General features: G+C 61.0%; 15 protein-coding genes and 1 pseudogene. 15 read left to right on the top strand and 1 reads right to left on the bottom strand.

From position 1 onward, the window contains the following. Position 1: 1 nt before the first annotated feature. The 12 genes and pseudogenes from FBR05_00230 (at position 2) to FBR05_00175 (ending at position 11,742) form a co-directional block, all read left to right on the top strand. A complete protein-coding gene (locus tag FBR05_00230; protein MDL1870615.1) occupies positions 2-1,195 on the top strand; it encodes a hypothetical protein in 1,194 nt (397 codons plus the stop codon). Next, positions 1,192-2,181, top strand: coding sequence for a hypothetical protein (locus FBR05_00225; GenBank protein MDL1870614.1), 990 nt, complete (start codon positions 1,192-1,194; stop codon positions 2,179-2,181). Before FBR05_00230 ends, FBR05_00225 begins: the two co-directional genes overlap by 4 nt. Before the next feature lie 145 nt (positions 2,182-2,326). Continuing rightward, a complete protein-coding gene (locus FBR05_00220) occupies positions 2,327-2,881 on the top strand; it encodes a hypothetical protein (protein MDL1870613.1) in 555 nt (184 codons plus the stop codon). Between the two features lie 8 nt (positions 2,882-2,889). Then, positions 2,890-3,534, top strand: coding sequence for a GNAT family N-acetyltransferase (locus FBR05_00215; GenBank protein ID MDL1870612.1), 645 nt, complete (start codon positions 2,890-2,892; stop codon positions 3,532-3,534). After that, positions 3,461-4,681, top strand: a complete 1,221-nt coding sequence (locus FBR05_00210; GenBank protein ID MDL1870611.1) for a hypothetical protein — start codon at positions 3,461-3,463, stop codon at positions 4,679-4,681. The genes FBR05_00215 and FBR05_00210 overlap by 74 nt, the downstream gene beginning before the upstream one ends. Positions 4,682-4,690: 9 nt before the next feature. After that, entirely contained in the window at positions 4,691-5,248 is a 558-nt protein-coding gene (locus FBR05_00205; protein ID MDL1870610.1) for a hypothetical protein, read from the top strand. A gap of 39 nt (positions 5,249-5,287) precedes the next feature. After that, positions 5,288-5,620, top strand: a pseudogene (locus FBR05_00200) (lytic transglycosylase domain-containing protein). A gap of 4,328 nt (positions 5,621-9,948) precedes the next feature. After that, the gene (locus FBR05_00195) at positions 9,949-10,590 is read left to right on the top strand and encodes a hypothetical protein (protein ID MDL1870609.1); all 642 of its coding nucleotides are present in this window, start codon (positions 9,949-9,951) and stop codon (positions 10,588-10,590) included. Positions 10,591-10,598: 8 nt separating this feature from the next. Beyond that, positions 10,599-10,790 (top strand): hypothetical protein, encoded by a 192-nt coding sequence (locus FBR05_00190; GenBank protein MDL1870608.1) that lies wholly within the window; start codon positions 10,599-10,601, stop codon positions 10,788-10,790. Continuing rightward, positions 10,791-11,246, top strand: a complete 456-nt coding sequence (locus FBR05_00185) for a DUF882 domain-containing protein (protein ID MDL1870607.1) — start codon at positions 10,791-10,793, stop codon at positions 11,244-11,246. Between the two features lie 8 nt (positions 11,247-11,254). Beyond that, positions 11,255-11,449, top strand: a complete 195-nt coding sequence (locus FBR05_00180) for a hypothetical protein (protein ID MDL1870606.1) — start codon at positions 11,255-11,257, stop codon at positions 11,447-11,449. Then, a complete protein-coding gene (locus FBR05_00175; protein MDL1870605.1) occupies positions 11,446-11,742 on the top strand; it encodes a hypothetical protein in 297 nt (98 codons plus the stop codon). Before FBR05_00180 ends, FBR05_00175 begins: the two co-directional genes overlap by 4 nt. Before the next feature lie 419 nt (positions 11,743-12,161). Here FBR05_00175 and FBR05_00170 read toward each other — a convergent pair whose 3' ends face one another. Further along, on the bottom strand, positions 12,162-12,545 hold the full coding sequence (locus FBR05_00170; GenBank protein ID MDL1870604.1) for a DUF983 domain-containing protein: 384 nt from the start codon (positions 12,543-12,545) through the stop codon (positions 12,162-12,164). A gap of 61 nt (positions 12,546-12,606) precedes the next feature. On the opposite strand from FBR05_00170, the gene FBR05_00165 reads away from it, so the two are divergent. The 3 genes from FBR05_00165 to FBR05_00155 all read left to right on the top strand — a co-directional run bounded on the left by FBR05_00165 (position 12,607) and on the right by FBR05_00155 (position 18,807). Then, positions 12,607-14,427: an APC family permease gene (locus FBR05_00165; protein MDL1870603.1), complete on the top strand. Its 1,821-nt coding sequence runs from the start codon at positions 12,607-12,609 to the stop codon at positions 14,425-14,427. Positions 14,428-14,513: 86 nt separating this feature from the next. Continuing rightward, positions 14,514-15,989, top strand: a complete 1,476-nt coding sequence (locus FBR05_00160; protein MDL1870602.1) for an HAD family hydrolase — start codon at positions 14,514-14,516, stop codon at positions 15,987-15,989. 139 nt (positions 15,990-16,128) lie between these two features. Next, entirely contained in the window at positions 16,129-18,807 is a 2,679-nt protein-coding gene (locus tag FBR05_00155; GenBank protein ID MDL1870601.1) for a LamG domain-containing protein, read from the top strand. Positions 18,808-18,969 lie beyond the last annotated feature (162 nt).

The raw sequence follows: 18,969 nt of genomic DNA, 5'->3' as shown, positions 1-18,969 counted from the left end.
GATGCCCACTCCGCCGGAGACCGCGAATAAAAGGCTGGACGAGTTCTTGACCTGGGTATGGCGCAAGCTCGGGCCGCTCACGGGGCCCACGTCGGACTTTGCCGCCGGCGGCCTGGTGTTCGGTGACGTAAACGGTTTTCTCACGCAGGACGCCGCGCAGATATTCTGGGACGATGCGAATAATCGCCTAGGCATCGGGACGAATTCCCCGACTTATACCCTGCACGTTCTCGGCGCCAACGATGCCACGGCTTTTATTAGTGCGACGGGAACCAATACTACCGCGATAGAGATCGGCGCCGCCATCACCGGCAACGCAAACACCTATATTGACCTACACTCTACGGCATCGTCGGACTACGACCTAAGAATTTTATCCGCGGCCGGAAATACCTTTATCCTTAGCTCCGGAAATTTCAGCCTCGAGTGCGAGGGCGGAATTTTAGTCCTGAACGCGCCGACCAATGGAGGAGCGGCGCCTTTCTACGTCTACAACTCGAAGTTCGGATCACCGTTCACCCCAGCTTACTCAATTGACGTATCGGACAAGACCGACGCCATAGCGCTACCGAAAGGCACCGATGCCCAGCGCCCAGCGACCACCTCCGGGCTTGAGAGATACAACACCGACCAGAAAAGATTCGAAGGATACGATCACGCCGCCTGGGTGAGCCGCGTCGGGCTGCTCGATAGCGTCAATGAGCTTGTTATCAACACGACGGCAGCGGAGACGAGCCTCTATTCCTTCTCCGTCCCGGCCGGAATTCTTGGCACCAATAAAACGCTGCGCCTTCGCCTCTGGGGTAACTACCTGCAAAATAACGGAGCTGCCCGCACCCTGAATGTCAAGATCAAGCTCGGCGCGACCACGCTTTACGACGACACCACCGCCGTCATCACGGCCAGCGCCTCGCGGCATCCTTTCGACTTCGAGATCATCCTAAAAAATCAAAACTCTGCCAGCGTTCAGCGACTTGGCGGGACCCTTTCGATGGGCGTGGCTGGTGCCGCCACGACCGGCCTTGGCGACCTTGCCGCCGTGATTGCCGCCGCCACGGGATTCAGTACTCCGATTCGTGGGACAGCGGCCGAGAATTCCGCGAACGCCCTGACGTTGGCTGTGACCATCACCCACTCGGCTTCCAGCGCCAACCAGGAGATCTGCCGAGACGGAGGGATATTGGAGATTCTATGACCGTCCCCGTCGACCCAGGAACAAGCCTTCAAGACGACGTAGACTACGTGCTTCTAGCCGGAGCAACCGGACTGCATGCGAGGTTTTCACCGCTCTACTCGATCCTCAATGGCGGGCTGACCTCCGACAATATGTCGATGGCCTCGGCCTTCAACTGGGGCGGAATCCACCGCTTTGATTCAGCAAAGCTCAAGATCCTCTCCAGCGGAGCGGCGTTCAGTCTGATCTTCGCGGTGCCGACCGTGTTCACGGCGGACCACACCCTGACCTTGGACATCGGGGACGCTGACCGCTCGGTGACGTTGGGCGGGAACCTTGCCACCGCCGGGGCCGTGACCTTCGCTGGGGCCTTTGCGGCGACCCTCACGCTGACCGGGGCGACCGGCGTCACCCTCCCCACGACCGGGACCCTGGCGACCCTTGCGGGAGTGGAGACGCTGCGCAGCAAGACCCTTGCCGATGCGAACGGCAACGAGGTCCTGGAGTCCGGGAGCGTCGCCAGCGCTGTCAACCACTGGAAACTTACCAACGCGGCGACCGGGAACAAGCCGGTCCTCGAGGTGACCGGGGACGACGCCAACATCGGCGCGACCCTCCAGGCCAAAGGGACCGGGATCCTGGAGCTTAAGGCCGCCAAGACTGGCTACGTCGACCTGGGCGACACCGGCACCGGGACGGTGCCTGCGGATCTCTCGACCGGCAACACCTTTCGGATGCGGGCCACGGGCAATTTCACCCTCGCGGTCTCCAACATGAAGGACGGACAACGGGCGACATTCATCGTCCGACAGAGCACCGGCGGGCATACCTGCACCTGGCCTACCAGCTTCCGCTGGCTCAACGGGACCGGCGCGACGGACTCGACGACCGACAAGCCGACTCTCACGACGACGGCGAACAAAGTCGACATCATCAGCGGAATCTACGACGCGACTCTTGGTCTGTGGTGGATGAGCGTGGTAGGATTCAAAGGAGCGATCACGTGAGGGAGGTTTTATGCGAGCAATTCTTATTATACTTTTCCTGGCTTTTTCTGGCTGTGGCGGCGCGGAGGATTTCCCAAATCCCTCCGAGTCTCCCGTGCCGAGCGAGAGCCCGGCGCCGGATGTTTGCGTCGATGAGGGGTGCGCGATGCTGAGTCAAACCCGAAGCCCAGCCCAGGCAGGCGAAGGTGGATCCGGCGGTGACTGGAGCAACGAGTCAAACGTTGTTTCGAGCAATAACTCCTATGCGACCGCGCAGCGCGCCGCGAACGGCGTTCCAACCCAGAGCATCCGCTCTTGGGATTACGGCTTCAGTATTCCGCCGACAGCGATCATTCGTGGCATCGTCGTCTCGACCGAGATCAAAGCGGACCTGGACAATGGCACCCATAATCCTTTTGTCAGGAGCATCAAGCCGTCGAAGGTCGCCGACACCACCGGCGCCGAGGGCGGGCCTGGCTCAGACCCCGATCAGATCCAGGATATTACGACTTCGGATGCGGTTTATTCTGCGCCGATCAGCGACACCGCGCATCTATGGTCGACGACCTGGACCCCGGCCGAGATCAATTCCAGCTCCTTCGGCATGTTCCACCATGTCGCGGTGAGCGGTGGTGGCGCGTCGTTGGTGACGTTCAGCTGCGACCACCACAGTATTACGGTTTATTACGACCTCCCCGGAGACCTGGGGGCGACCTTTTGAGGTGAGCCATGCTTAAGACAATCAACGGCGTGCGGTTAGTGCGCTACGAGCCCCAATACCACGCGGCGCAGCTCTATTCCTGGTACTACTCGGATCTTTACCCGGAGTTCTACCGCGAGTTCCCGAGCTGCCCAAACTCGGAGGAGATCGCGAGCGCCGCGGTGGGGAAGGCCTTTATGATCGTCGGACCAGAGAATCAACCCTTGGGCTGCCTCATGCACTTCCAAGAGGACGAGTACAGCCGACGCTTCGAAGTCGCGATGCTCGTCGACAAGCAGGTTGAGCGCCAGGGCGTCGGCTTTGCAGCGCTCAAAATCTTTCTCAACTGGAAGTTTAATTTCTGCAACCTCTACAAGGTGAAGATCAACGTGGTGGCGAGGAATCGGCGGCTTTGCAACGCCCTTGAGACCTTCGGCGCCACGCAAGAGGGGCTCCTTCGCAAGGAGTCCTTTTTCGACGGAGAGTTCCACGACATCGCGGCTTACGCGATGTTCAAGACCGACTTTAACAAGAAGTACCAACACGAATTTAAATCTATCGGGCCTCGGTTAGAGACCCCCATCGTGAAAGATCACGGACATGGGCAAGTCGAAACCGAAGCCATCCCAACCATACCAAGGGCCGCAGTTCGGAGCGCAGCAGCAGCTTCTTAGCGACACCGTCCTTGGCAACATGCTCGGGCAGAACGCCTACAATCGCTCGGGCGCGTCGGGGCCGGTCTGGAACGTCGGCACTTCCTACGCGAGCGGGCAGAGCGGCGGCTCCTACTATCCCGGCGGCACCAACTACAACCCCATCATGAAGACCCTCGGCACCGGCGGAACCGGATTGAACCAGGGTTATATGCTCCAGGGTGGCGGCGGTGGCTTTGGATCCGGCAACAAGGACCTCGACAAGATCAACCAATACCGCGCCCTCAACTACGCCCAGCTCGGGCAGATCCAGCCGAACGCGCCGCAAGGCTTCCAGTACGCCGGGGCTCCCATCGCCGGGCAGATGGGATCGAACACCACCGTTGGGCGATTGCCGGCCACGACGACCGGGAGTGGGATGCGCTACCGGCCCTTCCAGTTTTGGGACCCGGGCGCGAATTTCACCGAGCGCACGCCGTTTCAGTTCACCGAGACGCCGCGGGTCAACGTCCAGGACATCTACGCGCCGCAGATGGACATCGCGCGGCGGGACCTCACCGACCAGGCGCAGAAGTCCGAGGAGCAGATCCTGGCGGATATGAACCGCCGAGGGATGCTGACCTCTGGAGCCGCTAACCGGGCCGTGATGCTGAACCTCCAGGAGCGCGACCGGCGCCTGGCGGATCTCTCCAGCCAATACTCTATCGAGCATGGCCGGATGCAACTGCAGGAAGACCAGATGCGCCGCCAGATGGAGGCGCAGCGCCAGCTTTCCCAGGCCGAGGAATTGTTCCGGCAGATGGGGGCCACCGACGAGCAGGCGAAGTTCCTGGCCTCGCAGAACGTCAACCTCCAGGGCCAGCAGGCCGGGCAGAACCTCGCGGGCTTCCAGGCCAACCTCGGGGCCCAGCAGCAGCAATACGGCCAGGGCTTGAGCAATGCCCAACTCCTCATGGGCCAGCAGGGGCAGCAGTTCCAGCAGGCCTTGCAGGGTCGGCAGCAGGCGACCGCCGAGGAGCAGCTCGCGAACCTCTTCCGCCGGCAGCCCCTCGAGGACCTCATGAAGATGTGGCAGCAGCAGAGCGGGCAGATCGGAGCGACCGAAGGCAGCGCCGGGGCCATGGGTGTCCTCGGCCCGCTGATCGGGATGGGACTCAGCTTTATTTAAGGAGCGACTATGGATCCATGGGCTTTCACAGGACAGGCAATCGCCGAGGGCTTTTACCGAGGCCAGGAGCGGCGCGACCGAAAAAAACAGATGGAGGACGAGTACGCCCAGCGCTTGAAGCTCTTGCAGGAGCAGCAGCGCCTCGAGGCCGAAGCGCCCACCGCCGAGATGAAGCTGATGCGGATGTACCAGCAGGACCCGCAGCAATTCCAGCAATTCCGTCAGGCGATGGACCCGCTAGGGCCGCAGGAATTGGCACTCAGGCAAGGGCAACTCGGACTCCAGCAGCAACAATTCCAGCAGCAGGCGCAAAATCAAAATTACGGCAACCAAATGGACTACTGGAAGGCCCAGCGCCAAAACTGGCAGGACCAGTACGGCACCGGATCTCCCACCAACCGGCAGCGCGACTTTCAGTTCCTCATGCAGATGCCTGGCATGACCCAGGAAAAAGCCCTCCAGTACCTCTACCGTCCAGACCTGATGACCCAAATGATGATGATGGGCGGAATGGGCGGCATCGGCGGAGGGCTCCCGGGCGGCGGAGGTCTCAACTACGGGCAGTAAATGGCGACGCTCTACGAAAAACTTTCCCCTTGGGAGTCGCTGATCGAGGCGAAGGCCAGACAGTACGGCGTCCCGGCCTCGCTCGTCCGCTCGGTGATCTACCAGGAGTCGAGGGGGAACCCCAAGGCCGTGAGTCCGGTCGGCGCGGCGGGGCTCATGCAGCTCATGCCGGGCACCGCGAAGGAGCTGGGCGTAAAGGATCCCTTTGACCCCGAACAGAACATCGACGGCGGGGTGCGCTACCTCAAGCAGCAGATCTCCAAGTTCGGCCTGGTGGGAGGCGTGGCGGCCTACAACGCCGGGCCAGGGAACGTGCAGAAGCATAAAGGCGTCCCGCCCTTCAAGGAGACCCAGGGCTACGTCAAGGACGTGCTCGGGCGCCTCGGGGCCTGGGATTCGATGACCGGCGGGATGCAGGCGCCGCAGCCTTCCCTGTGGGGCCCCTTCGATCAGATGATGGAGCCCTTCAACAACCTGCGCCGGTCGCTGGGCATGGAGCCCGTCGACCTCTCGAGGCCCCAGCGGCGGGAGCCGGCCGTGAAGTTCGACCCCCTCGGGAGCCCCGTCGATCCCAAGACCCCTTGGTATCTGCAGCCCCTCGAGGCCGCGCGCAGCGTCGCCAAGCAGCCGCTGGCGGAGAACACCTACGGCGCGGCGCGCACGGCCTTCAAGGGCGCCAACCAGGCCGCGGCGAAGATCCTCGACACCGGGGCCCGGGCCCTCCGGGACCTGACCCCCTTCGGCCTCCCCAACACCATGCGGGACCTCGCGAAGACGGTGGGGGTCCCCGTCAAGGAGGACTCGGTGGAGGCGAAGCTCGCGGAGCTGACCCGGCGCCTGAACCCCTTCAACGCGCTCACCGACCTCACCGGACGGCTGGCCCAGCAGGCCCAGGCCGAGCCGCCCACGGCCTTCGAGCAGCGCTTCGATAAGCCGATATGGCAGACCCAGGGCGGGACCACCATCATCCCCTCGGCGGGCGAGCTGGCGCGCTCGATGGGGGCCTACGCGCCCGAGCTGCTTATGGCTGGCTCCATGCCAGCGCAGGGCTTCGGACAGGCCGTGACCCAACGTTTCAACGTCCAGGCCCCGGCGGTGGCCCGCAACCTTCAGATGGCGGCCCAGCAGAGCTTCGGCGGGCTCACCGGCGCCACGGCCAAGGGCGAACCTGGGGAGGCGGCCCTCAACACCGCTCTTTTCCCAGCGATGACCCTGGCCGGGGCGGGGCTCGGGTATTACGGGCGCGAGGGCGCCGCGGCCGCGCGCCGCGAGCTGCCCGCTATCAAAGAGGTCTTGAAGGACCAGACTGGCGCCGTCCGGCCCTTCGCCAAGCAGCCCATCCCGACCCCGGAAGCCCCGGAGACCATCGCCCTCCAGATGGAGGCCTTGCGATCCGGTCGCGCCAAGGCGGTCCTCGTCACCCCAGGATCCCAGATGCCGGAGGTCCCGAAGGGGTACCTGACGACCAAGACCGAGGTCGGGACCTGGATCCATGACCCAGCCAAGCTCAAGACCTTTGAGATCAAGCGGGACGTGCTCCGCGGCGAGTACGGAAAGCACCTCGGACACCTCGAGCCCAAGGGGCCGCAGACCAGCCAGGTCGTCACCGCGACCCAGGGGGGGGTCGAGGCCAAGACCTCGCTGGCGTCTCCACAGGGAGCCCAGGCCCAGGCCGCGGCGCTCCAGCGGCAGTTCCCGGCCGCACAGGTCTCGGTAGAGGGTCCCCTCGCCGCGGGGAAGGTCCTTCGGGCCCGCAACCTCTCCAACGCCGAGCGGCAGCTTTTCCAGCAACTCCGCTTCGAAATCGAGCAGGCCGAACCCGGGAAGCGAATCTTTCAAGAGGGTTTTCCTGGCATGGGCGGCGATCTCCAGGTGTCGGCTCAAGCATCGACCTTCCCGATCCCAAACCTCGGGAAAAAGAAGGATCAACTCGTGGTCCTGAATAAGTTTCTCAAGGGGCAGAAACTCACCGCCAACCAAAGGGCAACTCTGGACGAAATGCGCGCCTATGTGCGCGCGCAGCGGAACGTCAAGGGCAGCCCCTATGCCTACATCATGGACCAGGCCGAAGCGGGCCGCGCCTCCGGCGGCGCCGATGTTCTCCAGTTCCCGCCGCCAGCCGGGGCCGGTGGATCCCCCCCGACCCAACCCCCGCCCTCGGGGCCCGCCAAGTTGGAACGCGGCTTTACGCGGACCGTCCGCGAGGCCCCCAACACCCCCGCCGAGGTCGCCGCCGGCGTCTCCGGGGAATATGAGCGCCTGAGCAGCCAGCGCTCGATGGCGGTCGCCCAGAAAGCCGTCGAGATCGACCCTGTCAAGGCACGGGAGATCGTCCTCAACGCCAGGGAGTACACCCCCGAGATCGTCCGCATGGGCCATGAGCTGATGCGGGTCCACAACGCCCAGGGCGACTTCGACATGTCGATCCGCATCGCCGACAAAATGGCGGAGATGGGGACGAAGCAGGGGCAGACGATCCAGGCCTACGCCGACTATGCCCGCCTGGGGCCCGAGGGGATCCTGCGCCTGGCGCAGAAGACCGTCCGGCAGGCCAGGGAGGAGATGCCGAAGGCGAAGGTCTTCCAGTTCGAGCGGCAGGTGAAGGAAGCGGTGAAGCAGGCCGAGGCCTCCGGGCAGGCGCCCGACGTGGAGGCGATCCGCGAGATGATTGCCCGCAAGCTCAAGCTACCCTCCGTTACCCCAGAATTCGCGCAGCGCATCACCCAGCGCGCCGCCCAGATCGAGCAGATGGCGGACGGCTACGAGAAGTCCTTCGCCACGGCCCAGATGCTCCGCGACATCGGCGAGCTGGTGCCGGCCTCGAAGCTCCGCAAAATCTCGACCTTTCAGACCATAGCCCAGCTCTTCAACCCCAAGACCTGGACCCGCAACTTGGTCGGCAACGCGGCCTTCACCGCCGGGGAAAACGTCAAGGACGTGGTCGCTGCTGGGCTCGATCGCGGCGTTGGCCTCATCACCGGGCAGCGGACGAAGTCTTTGGCCGGCGGCAATCAGTACAAGGAGCAGTTCAAGGGCTTCATGCAGGGTCTCTACGAGGGGGCCCGCGAGGCCTGGCACGGCATCGACACCACGAGGATCGCCGACAAATTTGAGATGAACGATTTGAAGCGGGGCTTTCTCCAGGGGCAAACCTTCCGCGGGAAGATCATGGGGACCATCGAGCGCACGCTCGGCGTCGCGCTGCGCGCCCCTGATCGCGCCTTTTATAAGGCGGCCGTCAACAAGTCCCTGGCCGAGCAGATGGCCCTGGCGAAGGTCGCGAACCCCACCGACGAGATGATCGCCCAGGCGCACTTCGAGGGTCTGTACAAGACTTTCCAAGACGAGTCTGCGGCGGCGCGGGTTTTTGTCGGCCTGAAACGGGCGATGAACCTCGGCAAGGAGTTCGGCGCCGGCGACGTGTTGCTGAAATACCCGAAGACCCCCGGCAACATTCTCTCGCGCTCGCTGGAGTATTCGCCGGCGGGCTTCGTGAAGAGCCTGATGGAGGTCGGCCGCGCAGCGATGGGTCACGGCTTCGACCAGAGGGCCTTCGTCGACTCCACGGCGCGCGCCCTGATCGGCTCCGGCGGGCTGACCGCCTTGGGCTATGGGCTCTCCAATATCGGCGTGCTGCGCAACACCGCGCCGCGGGACCCCGACCTCCGGGCCGTCGAGGCCACCGAGGGCCGCACCCAATCGCAGATGAATGTCTCGGCCCTGCGCCGGTACATCATGAGCGGCTTCGACCCGAAGGCCGCGGAGTGGAAGCCCGAAGACACCCTCGTCACCTACGACTGGGCCGTCCCGCTCTCGACCTCCCTCTCGCTCGGGGCCCGGGCCCAGGAGAAGGGCGTCGAGGACGAGCTGAAACTCGGCACCCAGCTCGACAACCTGGCCTTGGCGGCCGCCGGCTTCGAGGGGGCCCTCGACACCCTTGGCGAGCAGCCCATGATTAAGACCTTGACCAGCCTGGCCCGCGGGCAGGGGATGGCGAAGTCGCTGATGAACATCGCCAAGGGGATCCCGGCCAGCTTTACGCCGACGATGCTCAAGCAGGTGGAGCAACTCACCGACAACACGCGACGCGACACCTTCGACCCCAACCCGGTCTTGCAGGCCCTCAATATGGCGCAGGGTAAGACCCCCTTCGCCGACCAACTCCCGGCACGGATGGACCCCTTCGGGCGCCCGATGGAGAACTACCAGGGGGGGACGAACAGCCTATTAAACGTCATGCTGAATCCGGCCTTCATGGCGAAGTACCGGCCCACGCCAGAGAGCAAGATGGTTGTGGATCTCTACCGGAGCACGAGCGACGCCCGGGTTGTTCCTATCGTTGTTGAGACCAAGTTTAAGTGGAACGGAATCCCCTACGAGATGAACGCCAAGCAGCGCAACGTCATGCAGAAGTGGCTCGGGGAGCGCACCCAGAAGACCTTCGCGGCGCTCGCGGCCTCACCTGGCTTCCAGCAGATGCCGGATGAAGGCAAGGTGAAGCTCTTGACCGAGTACCTAACGAAGCTCCGCGGCGCGGCGCGCGCCTCGATCTTTCTCTACGAGGTCAACCAGCACCCACTGGTGCAACGGCCCGCCTTCATGGCCGAGACCTTCCGCAAAAACAAACTCTCCCCCGACCAGGTCAAAGGGGTCTTTCGGGACATGGCCTTATTCCAAGTCTTCAACCAAGGAGGAACACAATGAATTTACCATTTGACGGGCCGAGATTTCAGGCCCTGAAATTTACGCCCAAGCCCGCGGACTACGCGGACGCCGGACACTTCTCAGTGGCCGCTGTGACCGGGACAATGGCGGCCGGCATGGCGGGCAACAGCGAAATATTCCAGTTCCGATGGACCTCCACCACGCTTCTAGCGCTGATCCAGGAGGTACGGATCGACGCCATGAACTCCTTGGGCACGGGCTTCACGGCCGGCGTCGGGACCTTCCACCTCACCGCGGCCCGCGGCTGGAGTGCGGCCGGGACCGGCGGTGGCGCGATGACCCTGACCGGGAACACCAACAAGCTCAGGACAGCGATGGCCGCCACGGCGGTCGGCGAGATTCGGGTTGCCACCACCGCCGCCTTGGGCGCCGGAACGAAGACCTTAGACGGCAACAGCCTGGCCTACACCAAGGCCACGATCTCGGCCGCGACCAACACCGTCTTCCTCGGCGGCACAACGGGTCCAGTCCGGTTATGGGCCCCCGATGTCGGGTCGGGAGAGCATCCCCTTATCCTCGCCGCGAACGAAGGCTTCGTCGTCCGCGGCACGGTGCCAGCGACGGGGACATGGGAAATCGCCATCGGTGTTCGGTGGGCCGAGGTGCCGGCTTATTAGGAGGTGCCATGAAGCAACTAGACCATCAAACGAGGCTCTCCCTTGGTCTCGTCATTACGCTGATCGGCGCCGCGATCTCATTCGGCGTCATGTACCAGAAGGTAGAGCATCTATTCGGCGTGACCACCAAGATCGAGACGAGAGTGGACGCGCTATACAACTACGTCTTCGAGAAGGAGGGGCGCACCGCCGCAAAATAAATGGGCCCGCTCAACTGGCTGGGACAATTTATTTTTCGCACAGTGCAGGGGTACGCTATGCCAAAAATTACCGATCATTTTTCCCTTCACGAGTTCGACTGCTCGGACGGCACGCCATACCCCGAGAAATGGATCAAGCCGCGCCTGGAGTTGCTCTGCGAAAACCTAGAGATCATCCGTGAGGCCTTGGGCGAGCCGATGATCGTGACCTCGGGTTACCGGACGCCCGCCTACAACCGCAAGATCGGTGGCGCCAGGCACTCCCAGCACCTCGAGGGCCGGGCTGCGGACTTCAAGTGCCGGGGGAAGCGGCCAGCAACGATCGCAGCCATCGTCCGCGACCTAATGGGCAAGGGTAAGATCACGCCAGGCGGGATCGGTGTCTACCCAACTTTCGTGCATTATGACACCCGCGGTTACCGGGCCTTTTGGACCGGTGGCCGCAAGAAAAACTAGGAGGTAATATGTCCAAAACCAATATCCTCGGAATTCTCATCATCGTCGGTGCGCTGATCGGTGCTGGGATCCAATATTTGCAGGGCAAGGCCGTTGATTTCCGTGCGGTGCTCGAAGGGGTATCCGCTGGCCTTGGTTTGATCTTCGTCCGCAGCGGGATCGATAAGGCCATCGTCGCCGCCAAGTCTGCGGGAACGAAATGACCCTCGAGCTCGGCGCAATCCTGGCGACGGCCTTCCTCGCCGTGGTGGGGATCCTGCTCTTCCTCGGCCGGCGCGACCTCCGACAGAAGACGATCAAGGAGATCGAGGCTGAGGCCTCCCAGCAGGCCCTGGAGGACGTGCAGAAGACCATGGACGCCCAGCGGAAGGTCAGGGAGAAGTATGAAAAACTGCGTGCTGATACTCCTGATGATTGGGACACTCTGCGCTTGCGCGGCGAAAATCAACTGCCGCCCGATGGCGAGAGTCAAGCCGCTCTGCGCCCCCAAGGTTGAGGCCTTGCTGCAGAAGATCGAGGCGGGGCTGATGTTTGCGCCGCCGAGCCCCCACGAGGTGCTGGCGCTGGCGGAATGTGTTCGCCTGCATGAGGCCGCCTATTGAGTTTCCGGCAAAGGAGGCCGGATGGACCTGGAAGAAGGGCCCCGCCGAAAGGCGGGGCTTTTTTATGCCACGGCTCCCGTTGAATTGCTATTCATTTTCTGCAACCCTGCTGCAACCGCACTATCTGTTTTTTCCTTGCTTAAGGCGGCATAACATGGTTTAAGCCGCCATGTAAAAAAGCGAAAAACACCTTATATTTCAATATCATAACCGCAAGATTTCGGATTCATTGGGTTTTGCTGAGAAGGTCCGGATCACCTTCCCAAGCTGAGGGTCGCGGGTTCGAACCCCGTTTCCCGCTCCAAGGGGGCCGTTAACAGCGGCCCCTTTTTTTTCGGAATTGCAGGCTCCCGTCGTTGTTCCATCTCCATTCCACCCAGTAATCGAAGGCCACCGCGAAGCCCTTTCGAGGCGGCCAACTTAGCAAGAAAAAAACCAAGGCGGCCAAGGCCACCAGCAGGCGGCCTGCCGCCAAATTGTCCGGCAAGACCCAGAGCATCGCCAGGACGAAGAGGCCCGTGATGAAGGCGGTGCTGATGTACATAAAGGCCCAGGTATCCCCCTCGCGCGAGGCCAGCTTGAGGCCGCAGACCCGGCATTGGGGGAGGAGGGTCACCCAACCCTCGAAGAGCCTGCCTTCCCCGCACTGGGGGCAACGGCCGCGAATCCCCCGGCCCAGGATCGAAAAAGTTTCCATAGCCTTTTTTTCGAAATTTGCTAAGAAAGAAGCACCCTTACGGGAGTCCCGTCACGCGCTTATGTTTAAAACCTTCAAGAAGTTCGTCCTTGGGCCGCCCTTGCGCAGCGCCGAGATCCACGAGCAAAAGCTCAGCAAAAAAGTCGCCTTGGCGGTGTTCTCCTCCGACGCCCTGTCCTCCGTGGCCTACGCCACCGAAGAAATCCTGCTTGTCCTGGTCACCGCCGGGATGGTCGCAGTCCAGCTGTCGCTGCCTATCGCCATCGCCATCGGCATCTTACTGATAATCTTAGTCAGTTCCTACCGGGAAACCATCCAGGCCTACCCCTCGGGGGGCGGGGCCTATATCGTCGCCAAGGAAAACCTGGGGACCTATCCCGGCCTGATCGCCGGGGCCTCGCTCTTGACCGACTACATCTTGACGGTCTCGGTCAGCATCGCCTCCGGGACGGCGGCCATCACCTCGGCCTTTCCCTCCCTCTTGCCCTACAAAATCCCAATCTGCATCTTTTTTGTCTTTTTGATCACGGTGGCCAATCTTCGCGGGATCAAGGAGTCGGGCTTTATCTTTTCGATCCCGACCTATCTCTTCGTCTTCAGCTTCCTCACGCTGATCGTGGTCGGCTTGTACCGGTATTTTCTGGGGGCGCCGATCGAGGTGCACGAGCCCAGCCATTATCCGCCGGTGAGCCATGCGTTGACCTATTTTCTGATCCTGAGGGCCTTCTCTTCGGGTTGCGCGGCCTTGACCGGTGTCGAGGCGATCTCCAACGGGGTTCCGGCCTTCAAGTCCCCGGAGTCGCGCAACGCCAATACCACCCTCGTGTGGATGGCCGTCATCTTGCTTGCCCTGTTCTTGGGCGTCACCGAGTTGGCGCGTTTTTATCATGTTTTGCCGAAGCACGAGGAGACGGTGGTCAGCCAGATCGCGCGGGCGGTCTTTGGCCAGGGATTCTTTTACTACGTGATCCAGGGTGCGACCGCGATGATCTTGGTCTTGGCCGCCAACACCGCCTTCGCGGATTTTCCGCGGCTGGCCTCGCTGCTGGCGCGGGACGGCTACATGCCTCGGCAGCTCTCCTCGCTGGGCGACCGCCTGGCCTTCTCCAACGGAATCATCCTGCTGGGCGTGGCTTCGGTGCTGTTGATCGTTTTGTTCAACGCCAACGTCCACAGCTTGATCCCGCTTTACGCGGTCGGCGTCTTCACTTCCTTCACGCTTTCTCAATCCGGGATGGTGCGCCTTTGGATCAAGCTGAAGGGCAAGGGATGGTTCCGCAAGGTAATCATCAACGGCATCGGGGCGACCGCGACCTTCGTGACGCTCTTGGTGATCGCCTCGACCAAGTTCACCCACGGCGCCTGGATGGTCATCATCTTCGTGCCCGCGATCATCCTGTGGTTTCTCTCGGTGCACAACCACTACCGGGACATCGTGGACCAGCTGCACCCCAATCTGGGAGACCTACTGCCGCCCAAGCTGCACCGGGTGCTGATCCCGATTTCGACCTTTCACAAGGGGACGGCGAAGGCGATCAGCTACGCGCTGTCCATCTCCAACGACGTGCGGGCGGTCTACATCGCCCTCGATCCGGAGCGCTCCGAGAAGATCAAAGACATCTGGAAGAACTGGTGCATCGACATCCCGCTGGTCATCCTGCAGTCGCCCTACCGTTCGATTATCCGGCCCCTGCTCGACTATATCGACGAACTGCAGAAGGAGGAAAAGGACCAGCTGATCACGGTCATCCTGCCCGAATTCGTCGCCGCCAAGTGGTGGCAGCAGATCCTGCACAACCAGACGGCGCTGCTGATCCGCGGGATCTTGATGTTCAAGAAGGGCGTGACGGTCACTTCGGTGCGGCATTTCCTCGATTATTAGCGGCTAAATTCACCTAAAATTCACAGGATAGAGATCCCCGCTTTTCCTCGGCTCCCGAGAATCTCTCCGAACCAAAAGGAGAGAACATGAAAAACTGGATGACCATCCTGGCCCGGCGCTACGAAGAGGCGCGCCGGCTATACCCCAACGACAAGCTGATGATCCTGTTCGATATCGACGGGACGATCCTCGACATGCGCTACATGATGCTCTACGTGCTGCGGGCCTTCGACCGGGAGCACGCCACGGCCCACTTCGCGGAGCTCGACGTGGAGGAGTTGAGCATCCACGAGAACCAGCTGGCAGAATTTTTGGAGCGCCGCGGCCTGCCCGCGGCGGAGCGCGAGCGCCTGGCGGCCTGGTACGAGAAGAACCGCTGGGCCCCCAGCGCGGTGATGGAGTCGCACCGGCCCTTCCAAGGGGTCTTGGAGGTTATTCGGTGGTTCCAAATCCAGCCGCAGACTTACGTCGGCCTCAACACCGGCCGCCCGGAGTTTTTGCGAACGGACACGCTGCGCTCGCTCAATGCGCTCGCGGAAGAATATCGAGTGGAATTTACCAGCGAGCTGCTGTTCATGAACCCCTCGAGCTGGGACCACGACATCGTGCAGGCCAAGGTCGCCGGCATGCGTCGTTTCGAGGCGGAAGGGTTCCGCGTGGTGGCCTTCATCGACAACGAGCCGGCCAATTTGAAGGCGGTGGCCGAGGCCGATCCCGAGCACAAGATCTTGCTGTTGCACGCCGACACGCTCTTCGAATCGCATCCCCGGTTCATTCCGGAGCGTTCGGTGAGCGGGAAGGAATACGCGCTCAGCTCGCTGGTCACCGAGCGCCAGCTGCCCCGACACGTGCAATTTATTTGGCAGGGCGTGAACGACGGGGCCAACCTGCGGCAGTTTCTGGCCTCGAACGTCACTTGGGGAGAGATGGACGTGCGGCGGGGCCCTTCTGCGCAGGGTTTGGTCTTGGGCTGCGAGGGTTTTTCGGAATCCTCGGGTCTAGGGGGAGAAGACGCGGGGCGTTTTGAGGAGTATCTCTCCGCCTTTCATCGGCAGGGCAAGTCCTTGCTGGTTGACTTGCATGATCCGGCATGTCTCGACAGTGTGATCGACGCCCTGGAGCGCGCCGGAATCCCGGAGGACCGCCTTTGCTTCAAGGCCGAGCCGCCCCGGCTGGAGGAGCGGGGGATTCGCTTGTTGGCCGCGGCCTTTCCGCGGGCCGGCTTGCAGTGCTCGGTCGACTTCCTCGTGCCGATGTTTCAGGCCTCGCCGGAGCAGGCGGAGAAATTCCTGCGCAGGTTGAGCGGTTGGGGAGTCAACCGATTCGGCGTCGGCTGGCCTTTCGCCCGGCAGCGCGGCCTGCTGGAGCGGATTCGGGACTGGGGGTATCGAGTGGCGGTGGAGGAGGTGCCGGATCTCGAGGCCTTCCTGCAGGCGACCTTGCTGCTGCCGGACGCGATCGCCTCGGACTTCAATTTTCCGCAGTGGTGCTACTATGGGCAGGGGGCGGGGAAGAGGAGACACCGCTACGAGATGGCGTCCGAATTCAACGTCCAGTCCTAGGGGGCAAAATCGGTACAATTTTCACTGAACTCTTTGCGTCCATACATTCCTGTTGACCGGAGCCTGGGAATTATTTAGGCCAGGAGAGCCGTTTTTCCGCCACGCCGGGTGAGGGGATTCCGACATCCAGGAGGTCTTCGTGTCCCGGTCCCGTCATTTCTTTTCAGCGATCGTCCCTCTCTTTTTGTGTCTTGCCTTGGTGCGTTGCGGCGGGGGTAGCTCCCTGGAAAATTCGACCTTGGGCTCGGTTCCCGGTTCTTGGGGAAAATACCTCACTCCCGGCGGTATCACCGCGACCCTGGATGTTTACGGCGGCGACGGCGCGCTGGCGACGCATGTCGATTTGATCGTCGACATGGAGCAGGGGACGGTGAGCGCACCGCAGTTCAAAATTCCCATCGGAGATACCTACCGCTTCATTATTATTTTCAACTACGCCCTCAGCGCCAGCGAGGCCATTCCCTACGCCTATGCGGACTTTACTTGGCTGGTGGATGAGTTCAGCGAAGAGGTGACTTTTTCCGAAAACGACATCCGCTACGGTTATGACGCGCAGGATCCCCTGGTTTCCGCTTCGCTGTCGGAGGGGAAGATCCCCAATCTCGATCTGGACGGCGACGGCTGGACCAACTGGGAAGAGCTTCGCGACAAGGTGAACCCGAAAAGCCCGACCAGCGTGCCGATTGTGCCCACCGTCGAGGTGCGGGGTCAGCAGGACGGCGCGGCGACGACCGCGACGGTCGTCGTGACGGCGCGGGACAACGCGCACGTCGAGGATTTGCGCTTGGTCGACCCGCTTTGCGGGGTGACGGTGATCAGCGACACCTTGGTGAACAACGTGGACGGCTCGGTGACGCGCACCCTGACGCTTCGGCTCGATTTGCTGAGCGTGAGCAAGAATCCGCGGACGCTTCAGGGGCTGGCCGATGACGGCGTGACGCCGGCGCAGAATGCCAACCATACGCTTAACTTCACGGTGGTGGGCAGTGCCTCGCAGCCGTATTTTGTTTTTACCGAGCCGGAAGAGAAGGGGGAAGTCGAGGGGGATGCGGTGTTTCGGGGCATCGCCTGCAGTCGGGCGGAGATCGATGTCGGGTCGGTGAGGTTCGCCAACCAAGAGATTTCGTCGGTTGCATGGACCGGACAGCGGACGCCGTCGGGCGATTTCGAGATGACGAGCGAGGCTGTCAACACCACCGTGCTTCCGGACGGCCTGGTCACCCTTCGGGTGGAAGTGCAGGACTCCAACGGCAAGACGGGGCAGGGGAGCCGCGTGTTCAGCGTGGTCAACGATAATCAGATCAAGCTGGTGTCGCCGGTCGGCCGAAGATGGGTGTTCGGCAACGAGCAAATCGCGGTGATTGTGAAAAATTTGCCGGACAGCAATCTGGTGGTCATCGAGGGAAATCCCAATTTCAGCCTGACTTCCAGCACGGCGGGAGGAGCCGTCGGGAAGCTTGCCGTGGGCAATCTCGCCGAGGGAGCCGTCCTGCCGTTAACCTTCAAGGCGGTGCGTTCCGACGGCAGCGAGGTGGTGCGTAAGGTGGAGTTTACGGTTCGAAATCGACCCCAGATTCAATTTGTGCCGGAGGCGACGAAGGTCTTTCGCAACTGGAGCACGAATCTCTTTTATAAGGTCGTCAATGTCGATCCCCAGCAGTTATTTATCGAGGGCGAACCGACGGACGGCAAGGGCAGCCGTATTTGCGAGGAGGATGCCGTCGCGAAGGGGATTACGGTTTGCACCGGAAAGTATCCGGTGAAGGTGACGAGCTCGGAGTCTTTTGAGATTTCGGCGGCGCGCTTGGCGACTTCCGGGGAGTCTTGCGTCAATTGCGGTGCGGAGGCGAGCTCGGGGACCGTCAATGCCGGGGTGACTTTGCCTAAAGACATTCCGGAGATCAACGCGGCGATTGTGGGCGATGACGAGCCGGAGGCGCCGGCGAGGGTTAAATTTCCGGTGGAAAGTCCCACACAACACTATCGGCTGACGGTTAAGGACCTGCGGGAGGGCACCGAGATTTTCGCCGACGAACTGCAAAGCGATGAAACTGCGATCTTGAATGCGCTGGAGGCACGCCGTGATTACATAGCGACCTTGCAGGTTTTGAATGGCCCTGGAGGGAATGTTTTGGCGGAAATGTTTAGGGAGTTTACGACGGGGGATTTGGGGTTGGTGGGGTGGTGGAGGTTTAAGGATGATCCTAATAAATTGGATTGCCCTGGGGAAACGTCAAGTAGAACGGTGTGTGATTATTCGGGGAAGGGGAATCATGGGGATCCAAATCAGACTTTAATTTGGATTAACGAAAATTTATCTGTTTTGGATGATGCGATTGATTTTTCAAGCAATAGCAAAATCGTAATACCTCATAGTATTTCCCTGGAGATTTTTGACGGGGCGACTTTTTCTTGTAGGTTAGAGGCAAGGGCAAATTCTGTGACAACTGGTATTATAGTAAAAGATTCACCACAGCCTGGACCTTTTTTTATGGAACAAGTTGGATCAAATAATCTTGATATTGGTTTATATACTTTCGAAGGAACCATAGGTTCATGGAAGGGTTTAAGGGCAAATATTTTAGGTTTAATTGGTTCTTCTTTCAGAGCTTCAGGTGTTTATGATGGGAGCTTTTTTTACCTTTACATTGACAATCAATTAATTGATTCAAGATCGATTTCGGGAAATATTGTGAATTATCCTCAATCGATTAATTTGGGTTACAGCCCATACCATGATAACTATTTTTCTGGAAAATTATACGATTGTATGATGTTTGGTAGGTCCCTTTCATTAGGTGAGGTAGGCTCATTATAACCATGTCGACATATGCTACTAAGAGCTAACCTTTCGTAATTTCAAATAAAAATTGAAGCAACTTTATTCGTTATTAGACGATATTAAAGCGCAAAACCAAACCTTCCCGCATGAGGCCTGTACATACCTGGGGTAAATATACAGGCTATCTAGGAGTTTGAA

This window comes from Deltaproteobacteria bacterium PRO3 (assembly GCA_030263375.1).
Lineage (GTDB): Bacteria > UBA10199 > UBA10199 > DSSB01 > DSSB01 > DSSB01.
Note: the sequence above shows the minus strand (reverse complement) of the source record. Positions and strands in the feature narration are given on the sequence as shown.

Excerpts from the sequence above, each read along its gene's own strand:
- FBR05_00230 (MDL1870615.1), top strand. The coding sequence starts at position 2 with ATGCCCACTCCGCCGGAGACCGCGAATAAAAGGCTGGACGAGTTCTTG.
- FBR05_00225 (MDL1870614.1), top strand. The coding sequence starts at position 1,192 with ATGACCGTCCCCGTCGACCCAGGAACAAGCCTTCAAGACGACGTAGAC.
- FBR05_00220 (MDL1870613.1), top strand. The coding sequence starts at position 2,327 with ATGCTGAGTCAAACCCGAAGCCCAGCCCAGGCAGGCGAAGGTGGATCC.
- FBR05_00215 (MDL1870612.1), top strand. The coding sequence starts at position 2,890 with ATGCTTAAGACAATCAACGGCGTGCGGTTAGTGCGCTACGAGCCCCAA.
- FBR05_00210 (MDL1870611.1), top strand. The coding sequence starts at position 3,461 with ATGGGCAAGTCGAAACCGAAGCCATCCCAACCATACCAAGGGCCGCAG.
- FBR05_00205 (MDL1870610.1), top strand. The coding sequence starts at position 4,691 with ATGGATCCATGGGCTTTCACAGGACAGGCAATCGCCGAGGGCTTTTAC.
- FBR05_00195 (MDL1870609.1), top strand. The coding sequence starts at position 9,949 with ATGAATTTACCATTTGACGGGCCGAGATTTCAGGCCCTGAAATTTACG.
- FBR05_00190 (MDL1870608.1), top strand. The coding sequence starts at position 10,599 with ATGAAGCAACTAGACCATCAAACGAGGCTCTCCCTTGGTCTCGTCATT.
- FBR05_00185 (MDL1870607.1), top strand. The coding sequence starts at position 10,791 with ATGGGCCCGCTCAACTGGCTGGGACAATTTATTTTTCGCACAGTGCAG.
- FBR05_00180 (MDL1870606.1), top strand. The coding sequence starts at position 11,255 with ATGTCCAAAACCAATATCCTCGGAATTCTCATCATCGTCGGTGCGCTG.
- FBR05_00175 (MDL1870605.1), top strand. The coding sequence starts at position 11,446 with ATGACCCTCGAGCTCGGCGCAATCCTGGCGACGGCCTTCCTCGCCGTG.
- FBR05_00170 (MDL1870604.1), bottom strand. The coding sequence starts at position 12,545 with ATGGAAACTTTTTCGATCCTGGGCCGGGGGATTCGCGGCCGTTGCCCC.
- FBR05_00165 (MDL1870603.1), top strand. The coding sequence starts at position 12,607 with ATGTTTAAAACCTTCAAGAAGTTCGTCCTTGGGCCGCCCTTGCGCAGC.
- FBR05_00160 (MDL1870602.1), top strand. The coding sequence starts at position 14,514 with ATGAAAAACTGGATGACCATCCTGGCCCGGCGCTACGAAGAGGCGCGC.